Source organism: Burkholderia cepacia (assembly GCF_001039005.1).
GTDB classification, from domain to species: domain Bacteria; phylum Pseudomonadota; class Gammaproteobacteria; order Burkholderiales; family Burkholderiaceae; genus Burkholderia; species Burkholderia theae.
The window spans coordinates 454,816-471,433 of record NZ_LDWR01000011.1 but is presented as its reverse complement, the minus strand read 5'-3'; the positions used below and the strand labels follow the sequence as shown (position 1 = coordinate 471,433).

The window sequence follows — 16,618 nt, the reverse complement described above, 5'->3', positions numbered from 1 at the left end:
GATGAAGCGCCGACTTGCCACCGTGCTGGCCATCGTCGCGCTCGCGGCATCCGCGCCGCCGGCGTGCGCGCAGATGCTCGACGTGTATGGAACGCGCAATGAAGTCGCGGCGACGCCGGCGGCATCGATGGCGTCGGCCACCGCATGCGGCGCGCCGCATGCCGACGACCGTCCGCTGGCGCTCGAGGACGCGATCCTGCTGGCGATCTGCTCGCATCCGCAGTTGAGCCGCACGTGGTCGGATGCGCGTGCGGCGGCGGCCGAGGTCGGCGTGTCGAAGGCCGCGTACTGGCCGACGCTGAATGCGACGGCGGGCATCGAGCGCGACAACGTGACGACCGCCTACAGCGGCGGCTTCTCGCAGGATCAGCGCAGCACCAGCCGCTACGGCATGCTCAACCTGAGCTGGGTGCTGTTCGATTTCGGCAAGCGCGGCGCGAATCTCGACCGTGCGCGCGCGCTGCTGCGCGCCGCCAACGCGGCCCACGACGACGCGTTGCAGAGCGTCTTCTACGATGCCGCGCAGGCGTTTTACGGGTTGCGCGACGCGCAGGCGGCGCTCGATGCGGCGCAGGCGGTCGAACATGCGGCGCAGGAAAGCCTGGCCGAGGCGAGCGCGCGGCACGACGGCGGCGCGGGCACGCTGAGCGATGCATTGCAGGCGCAGACCACGTATCGCAAGGCGTTGCTCGATCGCGTCAGCGCCGAGGGCGACCTGCAGAACGCAATCGGAACGCTCGCGACGACGCTGGGCGCCGACGCCGACACGCCGCTGCGGATCGCCGATGCGGAACCGTCGCCCGATCGCGACGACTTCACGCGCGGCGTCGCCGACCTGATCGCCGAAGCGAAGCGCCATCACCCGAAGCTGATCGCCGCGCGCGAGAAGCTCGAAGCAGCGCGCGAACAGATTCGCGCGGTGCGCGCCCAGTCGCTGCCGACGATTTCGCTGATGGGCAGCCTCGCGCGCAACAACCCGTCGTACCAGCAGCAGGCGTCGCTGTTCCAGTTGCAGAGCAGTCACAGCAATTCGATCGGCATCCAGATCTCGATTCCGCTGTTCGAAGGGTTCGCATCCGGCTACCGCGTCGCCGAGGCGAAGGCGCAGGCGGACGCGCAGGAAGCCGACGTGCGCAACACCGAACTCAAGGTGTCGCTCGACGTGTGGAAGAGCTACCAGAGCCTGCAGACCGATACGACGAACCTGGACAACTCGCGGCATCTGCTCGACACCGCGCTGCATTCGCTCGACATCGCGCGCGGCCGTTACAAGGCCGGCGTCGGCACGTTCACGGAACTGCTGAACGCGCAGTCGGCGCTTGCGGACGCACGCCGGCAGCGCGTGCTCGCGGTGTCGAAGTGGCGGATCGCGAGACTGAAGCTGGCCGAAAGCCTTGGGAGGTTGGGATTATGGAACGACGCAGGTTGAGCGGCGCCGGGCCGGACGCGGGCGACGCGCGGCAGCGCGGCTGCGCGTTCCTGTTCCCGGGACAGGGGGCGTTCTATGCGGGCGCATTGCGGCAACTTGGCCGCGACCATCGAAGCGTGCGGCAGACGCTCGACACGATCGACGCGGTCGCGAGCGAGCGGCTCGGCCGCCCGCTGACCGGCGCGCTGTGGCGCGACGATGCCGGGCTCGACACGTGGCTGCGCGAAGCGCCCGATCTGCTGCAGCTCGGGATCTTCGGCGCGTCGGTCGGGATGTTCGGCGTGCTGCATGCGCGCGGCGTCGTGCCCGATGTGTTGATCGGGCACAGCTTCGGCGAGATCGCGGCGCTGGTGTGCGGCGGCATGTACTCGATCGAGCAGGGCGCGCGGATCGTCTGCGACCGGATCGCGTCGTTGCGGGCGGCGGCGCCGGCCGACGGGATGATGGCCGCGATTTCCGCGGGCGCCGACGCGACGCGCGAGCTGATCGATGCGAGCGTCGTGACGCATGCGGTGCGCAACGTGTGCGTCGCGGTCGAGAACCACGCGTCGCAGACCGTCGTGTCCGGCCCGCGCGATGAGCTGGAACGCTTCGTCGCGGCGTGTGCCGCGCGCGGCACGACCGCGCAGACGATCAGGTCCCCCTATGGATTTCATCACCCCGATCTGGCCGGCGCGCGCGAACAGTTCGCCGTGCGCCTTGCCGCGTATCGCCACGGCACGCTTGCGATTCCGGTGTATTCGCCGATCCTCGGCCGCCGCTACAGCGGGGCCGACGATCCGGGCGCACGCCTCGCGTCGCACTTCGTGCTGCCGGTGCGATTCGCCGATGCGATTCGCGCCGCGTGCGCCGACGGCATCGGGCGCTATGTCGAATGCGGCGGGCTCAACGCGCTGGCGCGAATCGTCGTGCGCATCGCCGGGCCCGGCACGGTCAGGACGTTCGGCGGCCCGTCGAACGCGACAGAGGAAACCAGCGTCGTCACGACGATCACCCGTTATTTCCAGGAGAACAGCATCATGAAGGACGATATTCGCATCGGCAATACCGGCTTCGGTTTCGACGCGTTCTGGCATGCGCGCGGACCGCACATCGTCGACTGGCTCAAGGGCGAACTGCGTCACGCGTTCGATGCGGCGGGCACGACGCCGGCGAGCGCCGCGCCGAATGCCACGTCGATCGCCGCCGCATTCGCATCGGAGCAGCCGGTCAGCGCGCCCGCGCCGCGTCTTGCGGCCGTGGCTGCGCCGGCGCTGACGGCCGTGCCGGCGCCGGCGGCGCCCCACGAGCCGCTCGCGGCGGTGGCCGCGAAACCCGCGCACGTACCGCGCGAGCGACTGTTCTCGGAGCTCGTCGATATCTACGCGGAAGCGATGGAATATCCGGCCGAGGTGTTCTCCGAAACAATCGAGCTCGAAGCCGAACTCGGCATCGACTCGGTCAAGCAGACCGAGATCATTCAGCGCATCACCGCGCGCTACGCGCTGCCGCCGCTGCCCGCGAATTTCCGCAGCGGCGATTTCAAGGCGATGGGGCAGATCGTCGATTTCGTCTACGAGAACCAGGGGAAGGCGGTCGTTTGACGGCCATTGGCCGAAGCGTTGGTCGGCAGGGGGGGCCCTGCCCGGTCATGACAAGTTCTCGATAGGCAGGCGATCCATGTCGAATACCAGCATGCGCGGCAAGCTCGTTCTCGTGACGGGCGGTGCGAAAAACGTGGGCAAGGCGATCTGCAGGCGATTCGCCGAGCAGGGCGCGCACGTGATCCTGAATTTCTTCCACTCGCTCGACGCGTCGAAGGAGACGGCCGAGGAACTGCGCGCGCTCGGCGCGACCGTCGACGTGATCCGCGCGTCGGTCGCGCAGCAGGCGCAGGTCGACCGGATGTTCGACGAGATCGAACGGCGCTACGGCCAGCTCGACGTGCTCGTCAACAATGCGGCGTCCGGTGCGCTGCTCGGCGTCGACGAGATCGGCGCCGAACATTTCGATCGCGCGCTCGACACGAACCTGAAGGGCGCGTTCTGGTGCGCGCGCCGCGCCGCGGCGTTGATGGCGCGCTCGGGCGGCGGTGCGATCGTCAACGTGTCGTCGGTCGGCGCGACGCTGGTGCCGGCGAACTATCTGGTCGTCGGCACCGCGAAGGCGGCGCTCGAATCGCTGACGCGCTATCTCGCGGTCGAGTACGCGGGTCGCGACATTCGCGTGAACGGCGCGTCGTCGACGCTGATCGACGGCGACGTCGCCGCGCAGTTTCCGGACCCGGAAAACACCAAGCGTTCGAGCATCGCGGCGACGCCGCTGAAGCGGCTCGCGCGCGCCGAGGATCTGGCCGATCTCGTGGTGTTTCTCGCATCGGACGCGGCGCGCTGGATCACCGGGCAGGTGGTCGTTGCCGACGGCGGGTTGTCGCTGTGCAGCGAGGGGTTGTCGCCGCGCGCCGAGTGGGCGACGTCGACGCATGGCGATGGCGCGGCCGATGCGGCGCAACCCGCCGCCGCGATGGCGTCGACGGCGCAGGCGGCACCACACGGAGCCGAACACGCCGAGGCGTTGGCGGACGGCCTGTCGGACAGCGACGACATCGCCGTGGTCGGCATGGGGCTCGCATTGCCTGGCGCGAGCGATCCGGACGCGTTTTGGCGCGCGCTGCTGGACGGCCCCGAACTGTTCGGCAACGTGCCGCCGGATCGCTGGGACTACCGCTCGTTCTATTCGCCCGACACGTCGGCGGAAGACAAGAGCTATCAGTCGCGTTCCGTTTTCATCGAGCATTTCGAACCGTGTCCGGCGGTGCGCGCCGAACTCGACGCGGGCACCGCGCCGCGCGAACTGACGACGCTGTGGCTGCGTCACGCGCTGTGCCAGTCGCTCGACGGCGTGACGCTGCGCGACGCCGATCGCGTTGCGTTTCTCGTCGGCTACACGGCGGATGGCAGCCAGCACCTCGAAGAGGGTATGGTGCTGGCCGCCGCGCGCGAGCGCCTGAACGCGGTGCTGATCGACGCGGGCGTCGACGCGGCCGAGCGCACGCGCCGCGTGGCGGCGATCGACGCGGTGCTGAGCGCACGCTATGCGCGCGGCGCCGGCGATCTCGCATCGTTCTTTCCGCATCGTGTCGGGCTGAACGCGATGAAGGGCGTGCTGCCGGACGACGCGCAATGCATGATGGTCGATACCGCCTGTTCGTCGTCGCTGTATTCGATCGATCTCGGGATCAAGGCGCTGCTGCTCGGCAAACAGGACGTCGTGGCGTGCGGCGGCGCGTTCGCGCTCGCGCCGCGCGGCTCGATCCTGTTCTCGAAGCTGCACGGCCTGTCGCGCAGCGGCGAGGTGCGGCCGCTCGATCGCGACTGCGACGGCGTGCTGTTCGCGGATGGCGCGGGCGTCGTGATCCTGAAGCGCCTGAAGCGGGCGCGCGCGGACGGCGACCGCATTCTCGGCGTGCTGAAATCGTTCGGCTCGTCGTCCGACGGCAAGGGCAAGGCGATCTACGCACCGAATTCGGCCGGCCAGCGCATCGCGATCGATCGCGCGTATGCGCGGACCGCGACGGTGCCGGCCGACGTCGACTGGGTCGTTGCGCACGCAACTGGCACGCCGGCCGGCGATCTCGCCGAATTCCAGAGCCTGCGCGACGCGATCCGGCGCGATCGCACGGTGCAGGTGACGTCGAACAAATCGCTGGTCGGTCATACGGGCTGGGCCGCCGGCGTCGTGTCGGTGATCCAGGTGCTGCTCGGGTTGCGGCATCAGGTGATTCCGCCGCAGCACCGCTTCAGCGAGCCGCCGCCGGAATTCGACATGGCCGGCACGAACCTGCGGATTCCGGTCGCACCGGTGTCGTGGCCGCTCCGGCAGGAGTCGGCGCGCATCGCGGCGGTGTCGGGTTTCGGCTTCGGCGGGACCAACGGTCACCTGATCGTGTCGGAATATCGCGCGGATCTGCCTGCCGGTCGCGCGAGCGGCCGGTTCAAAAGCGAACCGCTCGCGATCGTCGGCTGGTCTTCCAGATTTCCGGGCCTCGACGGCGACGCGCAGGTCGCCGCGTGGCTGCGCGGCGAAGGGCGCGCGCCCGACGCGAGTTTCGGCGTCGGCTATCCGCTGCCGAGCTTCGCGCGCGTGAAGATGCCGCCGGCGGTGCTGCGCGCGCTCGATCGCTGTCAGCTGATGGCGCTCGACGCCGCGCACGATCTGCGCGAACACCTCGGCGCGTTCTGGCGCGAGCACGCGGACACGATCGGGCTCGTGATGGGCCACATGGGACCGACGCGCAACGCGGCGCTCTACGCGAGCCGCTGCTATCTCGACGACATCGCCGCCGCGGTGCTCGACGCGACGCGGCCGGACGAGCGCGCGGCGACCGAACGCCTGCTGGGCGGCTTGCGCGATGCGACGAAGCAGCTCATCGCGCCGACGACCGAGAATTCGTTTCCGGGGATGATGCCGAACGTGATTCCGGCGCGCGTCGCGAACTATCACGACCTGCACGGAATGAACATGACGATCGATGCTGGCCACGCGTCGACGCTGGCCGCGTTCGAGGCGGCCGAGCGCTTCCTGTGCAGCGGCGAGCTTGACATGGCGATCGTCGGCGGGATCAACGGCAACTCGGCGGAGGAAGTGCGCCCGGCATTCGGGCTGCCGCTCGCGGAGGGCATCGTGCTGTTCGCGGTGACGACGGTACGGCGCGCGCAGGCCGAAGGGCTGCCCGTGCTCGCGGTGGTCGGCGGCGGCGATGCGCGAGCGGGCGTCGAGCCGGCCGCGCCGTGCGACGCGACGGGCCGCGCGGTCACCTATGCAGGTGCCGATTCGGCGATCGACGTGCTGCGCGCGATCGTCGCGCGTACGCCCGGCACGACGCTCACGCGCGACGGCGGCGGCGATCGCGCACGCTACGCGCTGCACGTCGCATGCGAAGGCATGGACGCGCAAGCCGCGCCGCATGAGCCGCAACGCACGGCCGCGCCAACGCAGTCCGCGAATGCGGCGGCGCCGGCCGCCGCGTCAGCGGAACCCGCCGCACTCGGGACCTTGCTGCCCGGCACGCTGCGCCGGACCGGCGTCGCGGCCGACGGCGAGCCGCTCGGCGTCGCGCGCTACCGGATCGAATGGCGCGACGCGTCGTGGCGGCCCGCGGGTCAGCCGACCCCGTTCGTCGCGCCGCGCTGCGTGATCGTCACCGACATGCCGGATGCACTGGCCGCGCAGGCCGATCCGGGACCCGGCTGCGTGGTGCTGTCGACGCGGCCGTTCGCCGCGCGCCGGCCAGGCTGGCACTGGATCGAGCGGATCGACGAAGCGGCGCTCGACGGATTGCCCGACGACATCGGCCACGTGCGCGTGCTGACGTCGCTCGACGCGGGCACGCTTGCGCCCGGCGTCGCGGCGCCGGCCACGCCCGCGCGGCTCGCGCTGCACGACCTGGCGTTCCTCGCGACCAAGCGCTGGCACGGCGCGCTCAAGCGCGACGGCACCTTCGTCGCGTTGCTGCTCGACGCGCTCGCGGGCGAGGTTCCGCATCCGGATGCGGGGTTGTTCACGGGGCTCGTGAAGGCGCTCGCGATCGAGATGCCGGAGGCGCGCCCGATCGCGGTGCTGACCGACGCGCGCGCGCTGCCCGACGCGCTGCGCGACGCCGAGCGCGAAAGCGCCGCGCGGCACTGGCTGCCGGTCGTTGCGCTGGGCGCCGGCCGTCGCCGCACGCCGCGCGTGATCGAGGACGCGGGCGAACTGCGCGCGGACGAGCGCTTGTCGCTCGGCCCGGATGCGGTCGTCGTCGCGGTCGGCGGCGCGCGCGGAATCACCGGCGAACTGATGAAGACGCTGGCCGCGCACGTGCGTCCGACGCTGTACCTGATCGGCAGCAGCGCGCTCGACGCGGTCGATGCGGAACTCCTCGCGCTCGACGACGAAGCGTTCGCGAAGAGTCGTCCCGACTACATCCGCCAGCAGAAGGCGCTGCATCCGGAGCGGCCGTTGCCCGCGATCATCCGTGCGTTCGAGCGCCGCGCCGACGCGCGCACCGCGTGCATGAACATCGAGGCGATGCGCGCGTTCTGTGGCGCGCATCGCGTCACGTACCTGCGCGCCGACGTACTCGACGCCGACAGCGTGCGCACGGCCATCGACACGATTCTCGCGCGCGAGCGGCGGGTCGACCTGCTGGTCAACGCGGCCGGGCTGAATCGCTCGGCGTCGGTGCTCGTGAAGTCGCTGGACGATTTCGTCGCGGTGCGCGACATCAAGGTGCGCGGCTACTGGAACCTGCGCGACGCGTTCGGCACGCGGCAACCGCGGCTGTGGTGCAACTTCGGCTCGTTCATCGGCCTGACCGGGCAGGCGGGGGAAACCGACTACGCGTCGGGTAACGATTTCCTGAACACGCAGGCGTCGTATCACCGCGCGGCGCTCGGTCACGACGAATTCACGATCGGGTGGACGCTGTGGCGCTCGGTCGGGCTCGGCGCGAACCCGGTCACGCGCGCGTTTCTCGAGAAGAGCGGCTTGTTTACGAGCATGCGCACCGCGGAGGGGCAACATCACTTCATGCGCGAACTCGGTCTCGGCGAGCGCGCGGCGATGTCCGTGCATCTCGGCGAGGCCGAGCGGCGCGCGATCGAAACGCATCTGCCCGGCTATTTCGACCTGGACGAAGCGGCGCCGGCTTCCGCCGCCGCTTCGCGTGATCCCGATTTCTATCTAGGCGCGGAGCTCGCGCGCACCGACGACAGCGTGACCTTCGAGCGCGTGTTCGATCTCGAACGCGACGCGTATCTGCAACATCACGTCGTCAACGGCTTCCCGACGTTACCCGGAACGTTCGTGCCGGAAGTGGCCGCCGAGGCGGCGCTGCGGCTCGTGCCGGGGCTCAAGGTCGTCGGCTTCGCGGACGCGGCATTCCTGCACTTCCTGCGCGTCTACGACGCGAAGCGCCCGAGCGTGAAGCGCATCCATGCGCGGATCGCGTCGCGCGACGGCGACGCCGTGCTGGTGCGCGTGCGGATCTCCGGCGACGTGCTGGCGCCGGGCGGGCAGGTGCTCGTGCGCGACAAGCCGCACTTCGAGATCACCGTTCGCCTGGCCGATGCGTATGCGCCGGCGCCGGTGTGGAGCGAACCGGCGGGCGGCACGTTTACGCCCGTCGCCGATCCGTATCACTTCGACGCGGCACCGGTGCGGCTGACCGGCATGTTCGTGTCGACGACCGACACCGGCATGAGCGATGCGGGCAAGCAGGCGCGTTTCCGGCTGAACGTGCCCGACGGCGACCCGGTGTTCTCGCGCTTCGTGGTACCGAGCATCCTGCTCGACGGGCTGGCGCGCGTGGCCGCGCTCGACCATGTCGCCGGCGACTACATCCCGCTTGCGGCGCCGATGTCGATCGGCCGAATCGACCTGTACGAAGCCGGGAACGACTGCGAACTGTCGAGCCGCCACGCGTCGATCGCGCTGCGCGTGACGCCGCGCGCGTTCGCGCTCGAAGGGCCGGCCAGCAGCGGCAACCGGTTCGTCGCGGTGCGCCCGGACGGCCGGATCCTGATGCAGATGCGCGACGTGACGGGCATCGTGATCGGCTACGTGCACCGCGTGACCGGTGCGTTCGCCGCACGCGGCGAGATCGACGCGCAACTGGCCGCGCGCGCGCCCTCCGAACAGGTGTCCGCATGAGCACGAAGCGACTCGCACCCGGCCCGCGCGGCAGTGTCGTGATGGGCAATCTCGCGGCGTACAAGCGCAATCCGGTCACGATGCTGCTGAAGCTGCAGCAGCAGTACGGCGACGTCGCGCGCAATCGCCTCGGCCCGTTCCTCACGCATGCGCTCGCGCATCCGGACGGCATCCAGCACGTGCTGCAGGACAATCACCGCAACTACGTGCGCGGCCGCTTCTACGACAACTTCAAGATGTTCTTCGGCGACGGGCTGCTGACGACCGACGGCGAATTCTGGCGGCGTCACCGGCGCGTGGTGCAGCCGCTCTTTCACCGCAAGCAGGTGGAGTCGCACACGACCGCCGTCGGCGACGCGGCGCTCGCGCTCGTCGAGCGCTGGCTGAAACGGCCGGCGCACGCGCCGTTCGACGTCGTCGAGGAAATGATGCGCGTGAGCCTGCGCATGCTCGGGCTCATGCTGTTCAACGCGGACATCTCGCGGCATGCGGACGACGTCGGGCCGGCCGTGCGCTTCGGCATCGAGGCGATGATGCCGCAAGGCAACATGAACGATTTCGTGCCGCGCTGGATGCCGACGCCGTTCAATCGCCGGATCGCGCGCGCGCGCCGCGGGATCGATGCGATCGTCGACGCGATCGTCGCGGAGCATCGCGCGGGGCGCTGCGAAACGAGCGACGTGATTTCGCTGCTGCTCGCCGCGCGCGACCCGGACACGGGCGCGCCGCTGACCGAGCGCGAAGTGCACGACGAGGTGATGACGGTGTTTCTCGCCGGCCACGAAACCACCGGCAGCGGGATGGCGTGGGGGCTGTATGCGCTCGCGCAGCACCCGGGCGTACTGCGCCGGCTGCGCGAGGAACTCGACGCGGTGCTCGGCGGCCGCGCGCCGGATGCGGGCGACATCGAACGCCTGCCGTATCTGGTGCAGACCGTCGACGAGATCCTGCGTCTCTATCCGCCGATCTGGGGCTTCACGCGCGATCTGGTCGACGACGACGAAATCGGCGGTTATCACCTGCCGGCGGGCTCGTCGGTGTTCATGTCGCCGTACGTCACGCATCGCCATCCGGCGCTGTGGGCCAACCCGGACGCATTCGATCCGGAGAACTTCGGATCGCACGCGCCGGTGCGCCACAAGTACGCGTACTTTCCGTTCGGCGGCGGGATGCGCAAATGCATCGGCTACCAGACCGCGTTGTTGCAGATGCGCGTGTTGATCGCGGTCGTCGCGCAGCACGTCGATCTGAGCGCGGTGCCCGGCCGCTCGCTCGACACTGGTGCGACGATCTCGCTGCGCCCGCGCGACGGGATTCAACTGATCGCGAAGGCGCGAGCGCGCGAGCCGGCGCGCACGGGGCGTGCCGGGCTCGAGGCCAGCGCGCCGGCATCGCGCATGCCGGTGGGTCCGGTCACGGGCACGCAGGCACCGGCAATCGATGGCGCACGACCGGCGGACGAGGCGCCGCCTGCACCCGATCATTCCGTCGGTCCCACGCTGTCAGCCGGCGTGCTGGCCTTCCTGCAGCACGACGCGGGTGCGCCCGAGGCGCGGCCGGGCTCGGACGACGCGCCGACGCACCGCTTCACGTGGCGGCCGGTCGGGATCGAGCCGCTGCCCGATGTGCCGGCGGCGGAACTGAGCGGCAAGCGGATCGCGATCGTCAACGGCCTTGGCCGCACGGTCGAGCGTGTGGTGGCGGCGCTCACGCGCGCATGCGCGAAGGCGAGCGTGTTCATGCCGGCCGACGGCGCCGATTACGCGACGGCCGCGAGCACGTTCGTCGCGCAGTCGGGGCCGTTCGACGGGATCGTCGATCTCGGCGTCGAAGCACCGTTCTCGATCGACGTACGCGATCAGTGGGAAGTGCCGCTGCGCCGCACGGTCGCGTTGCTGCAGGCGTGCTACGGCGACTGGTTGCAGGAGGAATCGACGTCGCGGCTGTTCTATCTGGCGCTTACCTGGCAGGACGGCTTGATGGGATACGGCGACGACGCGCTCGTGCAGCCGCTCGGCGGACTGTGGGCCGGGCTCGCGAAGACGCTGCCGCAGGAATTGCCGAACTGCAACGTGCGCGTGCTCGACATCGCGCCCGACGAAACGGGCCGCGTCGACGGGCTGATCGCCCGCGAGCTGTATCGGTGGGGGCGCTTCGAGGTCGGCCATCGCGGCGGACGCCGCCATACGCTCGTCGCGACCCGCGACGATCTGCCGGCCGATGCGGCGCCCGACTGGAGGCCCGACGACGTCGTGCTGTTTTCGGGCGGCGCGCGCGGCATCGGCTTCCTGGCCGCGTGCGAGATCGCGAAGCGCCGTCGCTGCACGGTGGTCGTCACCGGGCGCGATGCGCTGCCGGCCGGCGACGAGCCGTGGCTCGCGCTCGACGCCGCCGGCTTCAAGCGCTACGGGCTCGACCAGTTGCGTCAGGCCACCCAGGAACGGCCGCCGAAGGCGATCCGGCACACGCTGCGGCAGCTCGAACGACGCCGCGAACTGAAGGCGTCGCTCGATGCGGCGGCGGCGCTCGGCCTGTCGGTGCGCTACCGCGTATGCGACGTGACCGATGCGGAAGCGGTGCGCGCGCTCTGCGACGAATTCGGCGAGCGGCTGCGCGGCGTGATCCACAACGCCGGGATCGACCAGCCGGTGCGGCTGTCGCGCAAGACGGCCGACGAATTCGTCGGCACCGTGCGCGTGAAGGTGCTCGGTTTCATGAATCTTCACGCGGCGGTACGCAACCGGCCGCGCGTCGAATACTTCATCAACGTCGGGTCGCTGACCGGCCGCTGGGGCGGCATGACGGGCGAGACCGACTATGCGGCCGCGAACGAGGCGCTCGCGCGGCTCGGCTGGTGGGCGCGGCGCGACGCGGGCGGCCGTATCGTGAAGACGCTCGTGTGGCCGACGTGGGACGGCGTCGGGATGATCACGAACCTCGCCGTCACGCGGCGCTACGTGAGCCCGATGCGCATCGACGACGGCGTGCGGCACTGGCTCGCGGAACTCGCGGCGCCCGGCAGCGGCGAACCGATGTACATGGGTGCGGTCGGCCGCGCGCTGACGCCGATCCAGCTTCGCGGATTCGACGCCGTCGACGGCTTGCCGAACCTGGGCGAGCTCGCGACGCGCCGGCATCACGCGGGTGCGCCGCGGCGATTCCGGCCGTTCGCGTGCTTCTCGACGCGTTATCGCGCCGCGGGGGCGCCCTATACGCGCGCCTTCCGCGTCGGCGGCCGCGCGGCCGTACCGGCGTCGCTGCTGCTCGAGCATGCGCGCGTCGTGGCCGACTGGGTCGCGCCGCCCGATGGCGAGCGCGCGTACCTGCACGAAGCCGTCGACGTGACGATCGCGCTCGACGTGCTGGCCGACGCGCTCGATCGCCACGGCGATCTCGCGCTCGACACCGACGTGACCGGCGGGACCACGGACGACGGCTGGCGCGTGACGGTGCGGTGCGCGTCGCTTGCCGGCCGCGCGCTGCTCGATACGACGTTCGTGTACCGCAGCCGGCCGCCCGCCGGCGCGATGGTGCGGCTGCCGCGGGAAGCAGGCCACGATCCGGCCCGGCCGGCCGTGCACGCGAGCTGGCGCGGCGACTTGTTGCCCGAGGCCCGATGGAGCGACGGGATCGGGCAGGCGAAAGCCGCCGACCCCGATGCGCTGTGGCGTGCGCCGGGCGACGCCGGCGATGCGCCGCGTCCGCAGCTGTGGCTGCCGGTCAATCACCTGGAAAACGTGCTGCGTGTGCAGCTCGGCGCCTGGCCGGACGACGGCGAGCCGCCGCGCGCATGGTGTATCGATCGCATCGCGTTCGGCGCCGCGCAGGCCGGCGACGCCGAGATGCTGCTGCGCGGTCCGGACGGTCGTTTCGCGATCGCCGATCGCGCGGGCGCGCTGATCGCGGAACTGCGCGGCGCGGCGCTCGTCGTCGCGACCGGTACGCAGGCCGTCGCGGCGTCGGTTCTTTGAACGGGAAGAGGAGGTCCACCATGACTGAGCGCAACGACGGCGCGCGGTACTGCATCATCGGCGCGGGTGCGGCGGGCATCACCGCGGCGAAGAACCTGCTGGCGGCCGGCATCGGCTGCGACGTGATCGAGCGCGAGGACGACGTCGGCGGCAACTGGTACTACGGCCGGCCGAGCGGCGCGGTCTATCGCTCGATCCACATGATCAGCTCGAAGCGGTTTTCCGAGTACCCCGACTTTCCGATTCCCGACGACTATCCGACGTACGCGCGCGGCGACCAGGCGCTCGCGTATCTGCGCGCCTACGCGCGCCGCTTCGGCGTGTACGACCGGATCGAGTTCGGTCGCTCGGTGCTCGAGGTCGCGCCGGTGCCCGGCAGCACGCAGTGGCGGGTCGAACTGGATCGCGGCGAAGTGCGGACCTATCGCGGCGTGATTGTCTGCAACGGGCACCTGTCGCATCCGCAACTGCCGGACTATCCCGGCCGCTTCGACGGGCTGCAACTCCATTCGTCGCAATACCGCACGCCGGACATCTTCCGCGACAAGCGCGTGCTCGTGGTCGGCGCCGGCAATTCGGGCTGCGACATTGCGGTGGAGGCGTCCCATCACGCGCGCGCGGTGTTCCACAGCACGCGGCGCGGCTACTACTACTGGCCGAAATTCCTGTTCGGGATACCGGCGGACCAGTGGGCCGAATGGCCGCTGCGGCTGCGCATGCCGCTGTGGGCGCGACGCTTTTTCGGCGAGCGTCTGCTGCGCCTGACCACGGCCGGGCAGCCGGAAGACTACGGGCTGCGCAAGCCCGACCACAAGCTGTTCGAATCGCATTTCATCATCAACTCGACGCTGTTCTATCACCTCGGCCATGGCGACCTCGACGCGCGGCCGGACGTGCGCGAACTGAAAGGCGACCGCGTCGCGTTCGTCGACGGCAGCGAGGAGGCGGTCGACGTGATCGTGTACGCGACCGGCTACCGGCCGAGCTTTCCGTTCATCGATCAGGCGCATCTGCAATGGCGCAAGCCGCAACCGTCGCTGTACCTGAACATGTTCGACGCGCAGCATCGCGACCTGTTCTTCGTCGGGCTGTTCCAGACATCGACCGGCAACTGGCCGCTGATGGATTATCAGGCGCAACTGCTCGCACGCTATCTGCATGCACGCGACGCGGCGCCGCGCAAGGCCGCGCGCATCGACCGGCTGATCCGGCGTGGACGCTCGGACTGGAGCGGCGGCATCGCGTTCCATCGCACGTCGCGGCACGTGATCGAGGTCGAGCATTTCGCGTACCGGCTGCAATTGCGGCGACTGATCCGCACGCTGCCGGCCGTGTCCGGCGCCGCGGCGGCGGGCGCGGACGCATCGCAGCCGGCGCCCGTGCGCGCCGCGCACGCGGGAGGCACATCGTGAGCCTCGTCAACGTCGAGAACCTGTCGAAGACCTACCTGCTCGACAGCGTGCGCGTGACCGGTCTCGCCGACGTGTCGGCGACGCTCGACGCGGGCCGCTTCACCGTGCTGAGCGGCCCGTCGGGCAGCGGCAAGACGACGCTGCTGAACATGATCGGCTGCATCGACCGCCCCGACAGCGGGCGCGTGACGATCGCCGGTCACGACACGGCGGCGCTGTCCGACGACGCGCTGTCCGATTTTCGCGCGCGCCATGTCGGCCATGTGTTCCAGACGTTCAACCTGCTGCCGGTGCTGTCCGCGCACGAGAACGTCGAATATCCGCTGCTGATGGCGGGCTGGGCGCCCGTGCGGCGCGCGGCGCGGGTGCGCGACCTGCTCGACGCGGTCGGGCTGGCGGACAAGGCGCGGCACCGGCCGAGCCAGCTGTCGGGCGGCCAGCGGCAGCGTGTCGCGATCGCGCGCGCGCTGGCGGCCGAGCCGGCGATGGTCCTCGCGGACGAGCCCACCGCGAACCTCGACAGCGCGACCGGGCACGCGATCATCGAATTGATGCGCACGATCCGGCGCGAGCGCGACGTGTCGTTCATCGTGTCGTCGCACGATCCGCAGGTGGTGAGCGTGGCCGACGAGGTGATCCGGATTCTCGACGGCCGCATCGTCGGCCACGAACGGGCCGGCGACGGCGCGGCGACGCAGGAGATGTGCCGATGACCCATACGCTGATGCTCGCGCTGCGCAACCTGCAGCGAAACCGCCGGCGCTCGCTCACGACACTACTCGCGATGATCGTCGGCGTCAGCGCGATCCTGCTGTTCGGCGGCTTCAGCCGCGACATCACGCTCGGGCTGCAGACCGATTTCGTGCAGCGCAGCGGCCACCTGCAGATCCAGCGGCAGGGCTATTTCCTGTACGGCACGGGCGACCCGGCCGCGTACGGAATCCGCGATTATCCGGCGCTGATCCAGAAACTGCGGCGCGACCCGCAGCTCGCGGCGCTGCTGGAGGTCGTCACGCCGACGCTGCAGTTCGGCGGGATCGCCGGCAATTTCGCGGCCGGCGTGTCGCGCACCGTGATGGGGTTCGGCGCGATTCCGGACGACCAGTACCGGATGCAGCAGTGGAACGCGTACGGCTTCCCGCTGCGGCCGCGCACGTTCGCATTGCGCGGCACCGCCGACGACGCGGCGATGGTCGGCCTCGGCGTCGCGCGCGTGCTGCATCTGTGCGGGTCGCTGCGCGTGCCGGATTGCCGCGACGCGCCGCCGGGCCCGGCCGAGCCGGCGGCGGACGGGCCGGCCGCGAACGCGCCGCCCGACGTGCTGGCGCTCGCCCAGGGCGAGGCCGGCACGCAGCCGGCCGATGACGGCGCAACGCACATCGAGGTGCTGACCGCGAGCGCGGGGGGCGCGCCGAACGTCGGCCGCTTCTCGGTCGTGAAAGCCGAGCAGCAGGGCGTGAAGGAACTCGACGACGTCTATCTCGCGGTGCGTCTGGCACAGGCGCAGCGGCTCGTGTACGGCGGCGGTGCGCCGCGCGCGACCGCGATCGAGATCCAGCTCGCGCGCACGGCCGACCTGCCCGCGGCGCGCGCGCGCATCGAACAGTTGCTGCACGGCGGCTTCGACGGCCAGCCGCTCGACGTGGTCGATTTCGCGACGCTGAACCCGTTCTACGACCAGACCAACCGGATGTTCTCGGTGATCTTCGGGTTCGTGTTCGTGCTGATCAGCGCGATCGTGCTGTTCGTGATCAGCAACACGATGAGCACCGCGATCATCGAGCGCACGGTCGAGATCGGCACGCTGCGCTCGATGGGCATGCGCCGCGGCGGCATCCAGGCGCTATTCGTCTGCGAGGGCGCGCTGCTCGGCGTGGCCGGCGCGTCGCTCGGTGTGCTGGTCGCGCTCGCGATTGCCGCGGCCGTCAATCACAGCGGGTTGGCCTGGACGCCGCCCGCGCGGATCGACGCCGTCGCGCTGACGGTGCGCGTGTGGGGCGAGTGGCGAACCATTGCCGTCACGTTCGTCGGGCTCGCGTGCGTCGCCGGGCTGTCGGCATGGTTGCCGTCGCGCCATGCGGCGCGGCTGTCGATCGTCGACGCGCTGCGGCATGTGTGAAGCCGCGTGTGCCGCC

Annotated in this window: 7 protein-coding genes; all 7 read left to right on the top strand. The window is 70.5% G+C overall.

The genetic code is table 11. From position 1 onward, the window contains the following. Position 1: 1 nt before the first annotated feature. Positions 2-1,429, top strand: coding sequence for a TolC family protein (locus VL15_RS07110; protein ID WP_048244317.1), 1,428 nt, complete (start codon positions 2-4; stop codon positions 1,427-1,429). Further along, positions 1,411-3,012, top strand: coding sequence for an acyltransferase domain-containing protein (locus VL15_RS07105; protein ID WP_080970744.1), 1,602 nt, complete (start codon positions 1,411-1,413; stop codon positions 3,010-3,012). The genes VL15_RS07110 and VL15_RS07105 overlap by 19 nt, the downstream gene beginning before the upstream one ends. 76 nt (positions 3,013-3,088) lie before the next feature. After that, positions 3,089-9,100 carry an SDR family oxidoreductase gene (locus VL15_RS07100; RefSeq protein ID WP_048244314.1) on the top strand — a complete coding sequence of 2,004 codons (6,012 nt, stop codon included), beginning with the start codon at positions 3,089-3,091 and terminating at the stop codon, positions 9,098-9,100. Beyond that, complete coding sequence (locus VL15_RS07095) at positions 9,097-13,071, top strand: cytochrome P450 (RefSeq protein WP_048244312.1); 3,975 nt, start codon at positions 9,097-9,099, stop codon at positions 13,069-13,071. Before VL15_RS07100 ends, VL15_RS07095 begins: the two co-directional genes overlap by 4 nt. 20 nt (positions 13,072-13,091) lie before the next feature. Continuing rightward, positions 13,092-14,483: a flavin-containing monooxygenase gene (locus VL15_RS07090; protein WP_048244309.1), complete on the top strand. Its 1,392-nt coding sequence runs from the start codon at positions 13,092-13,094 to the stop codon at positions 14,481-14,483. Continuing rightward, the gene (locus VL15_RS07085; protein ID WP_048244307.1) at positions 14,480-15,196 is read left to right on the top strand and encodes an ABC transporter ATP-binding protein; all 717 of its coding nucleotides are present in this window, start codon (positions 14,480-14,482) and stop codon (positions 15,194-15,196) included. The genes VL15_RS07090 and VL15_RS07085 overlap by 4 nt, the downstream gene beginning before the upstream one ends. Beyond that, positions 15,193-16,602: an ABC transporter permease gene (locus VL15_RS07080; protein ID WP_048244305.1), complete on the top strand. Its 1,410-nt coding sequence runs from the start codon at positions 15,193-15,195 to the stop codon at positions 16,600-16,602. The genes VL15_RS07085 and VL15_RS07080 overlap by 4 nt, the downstream gene beginning before the upstream one ends. Positions 16,603-16,618 lie beyond the last annotated feature (16 nt).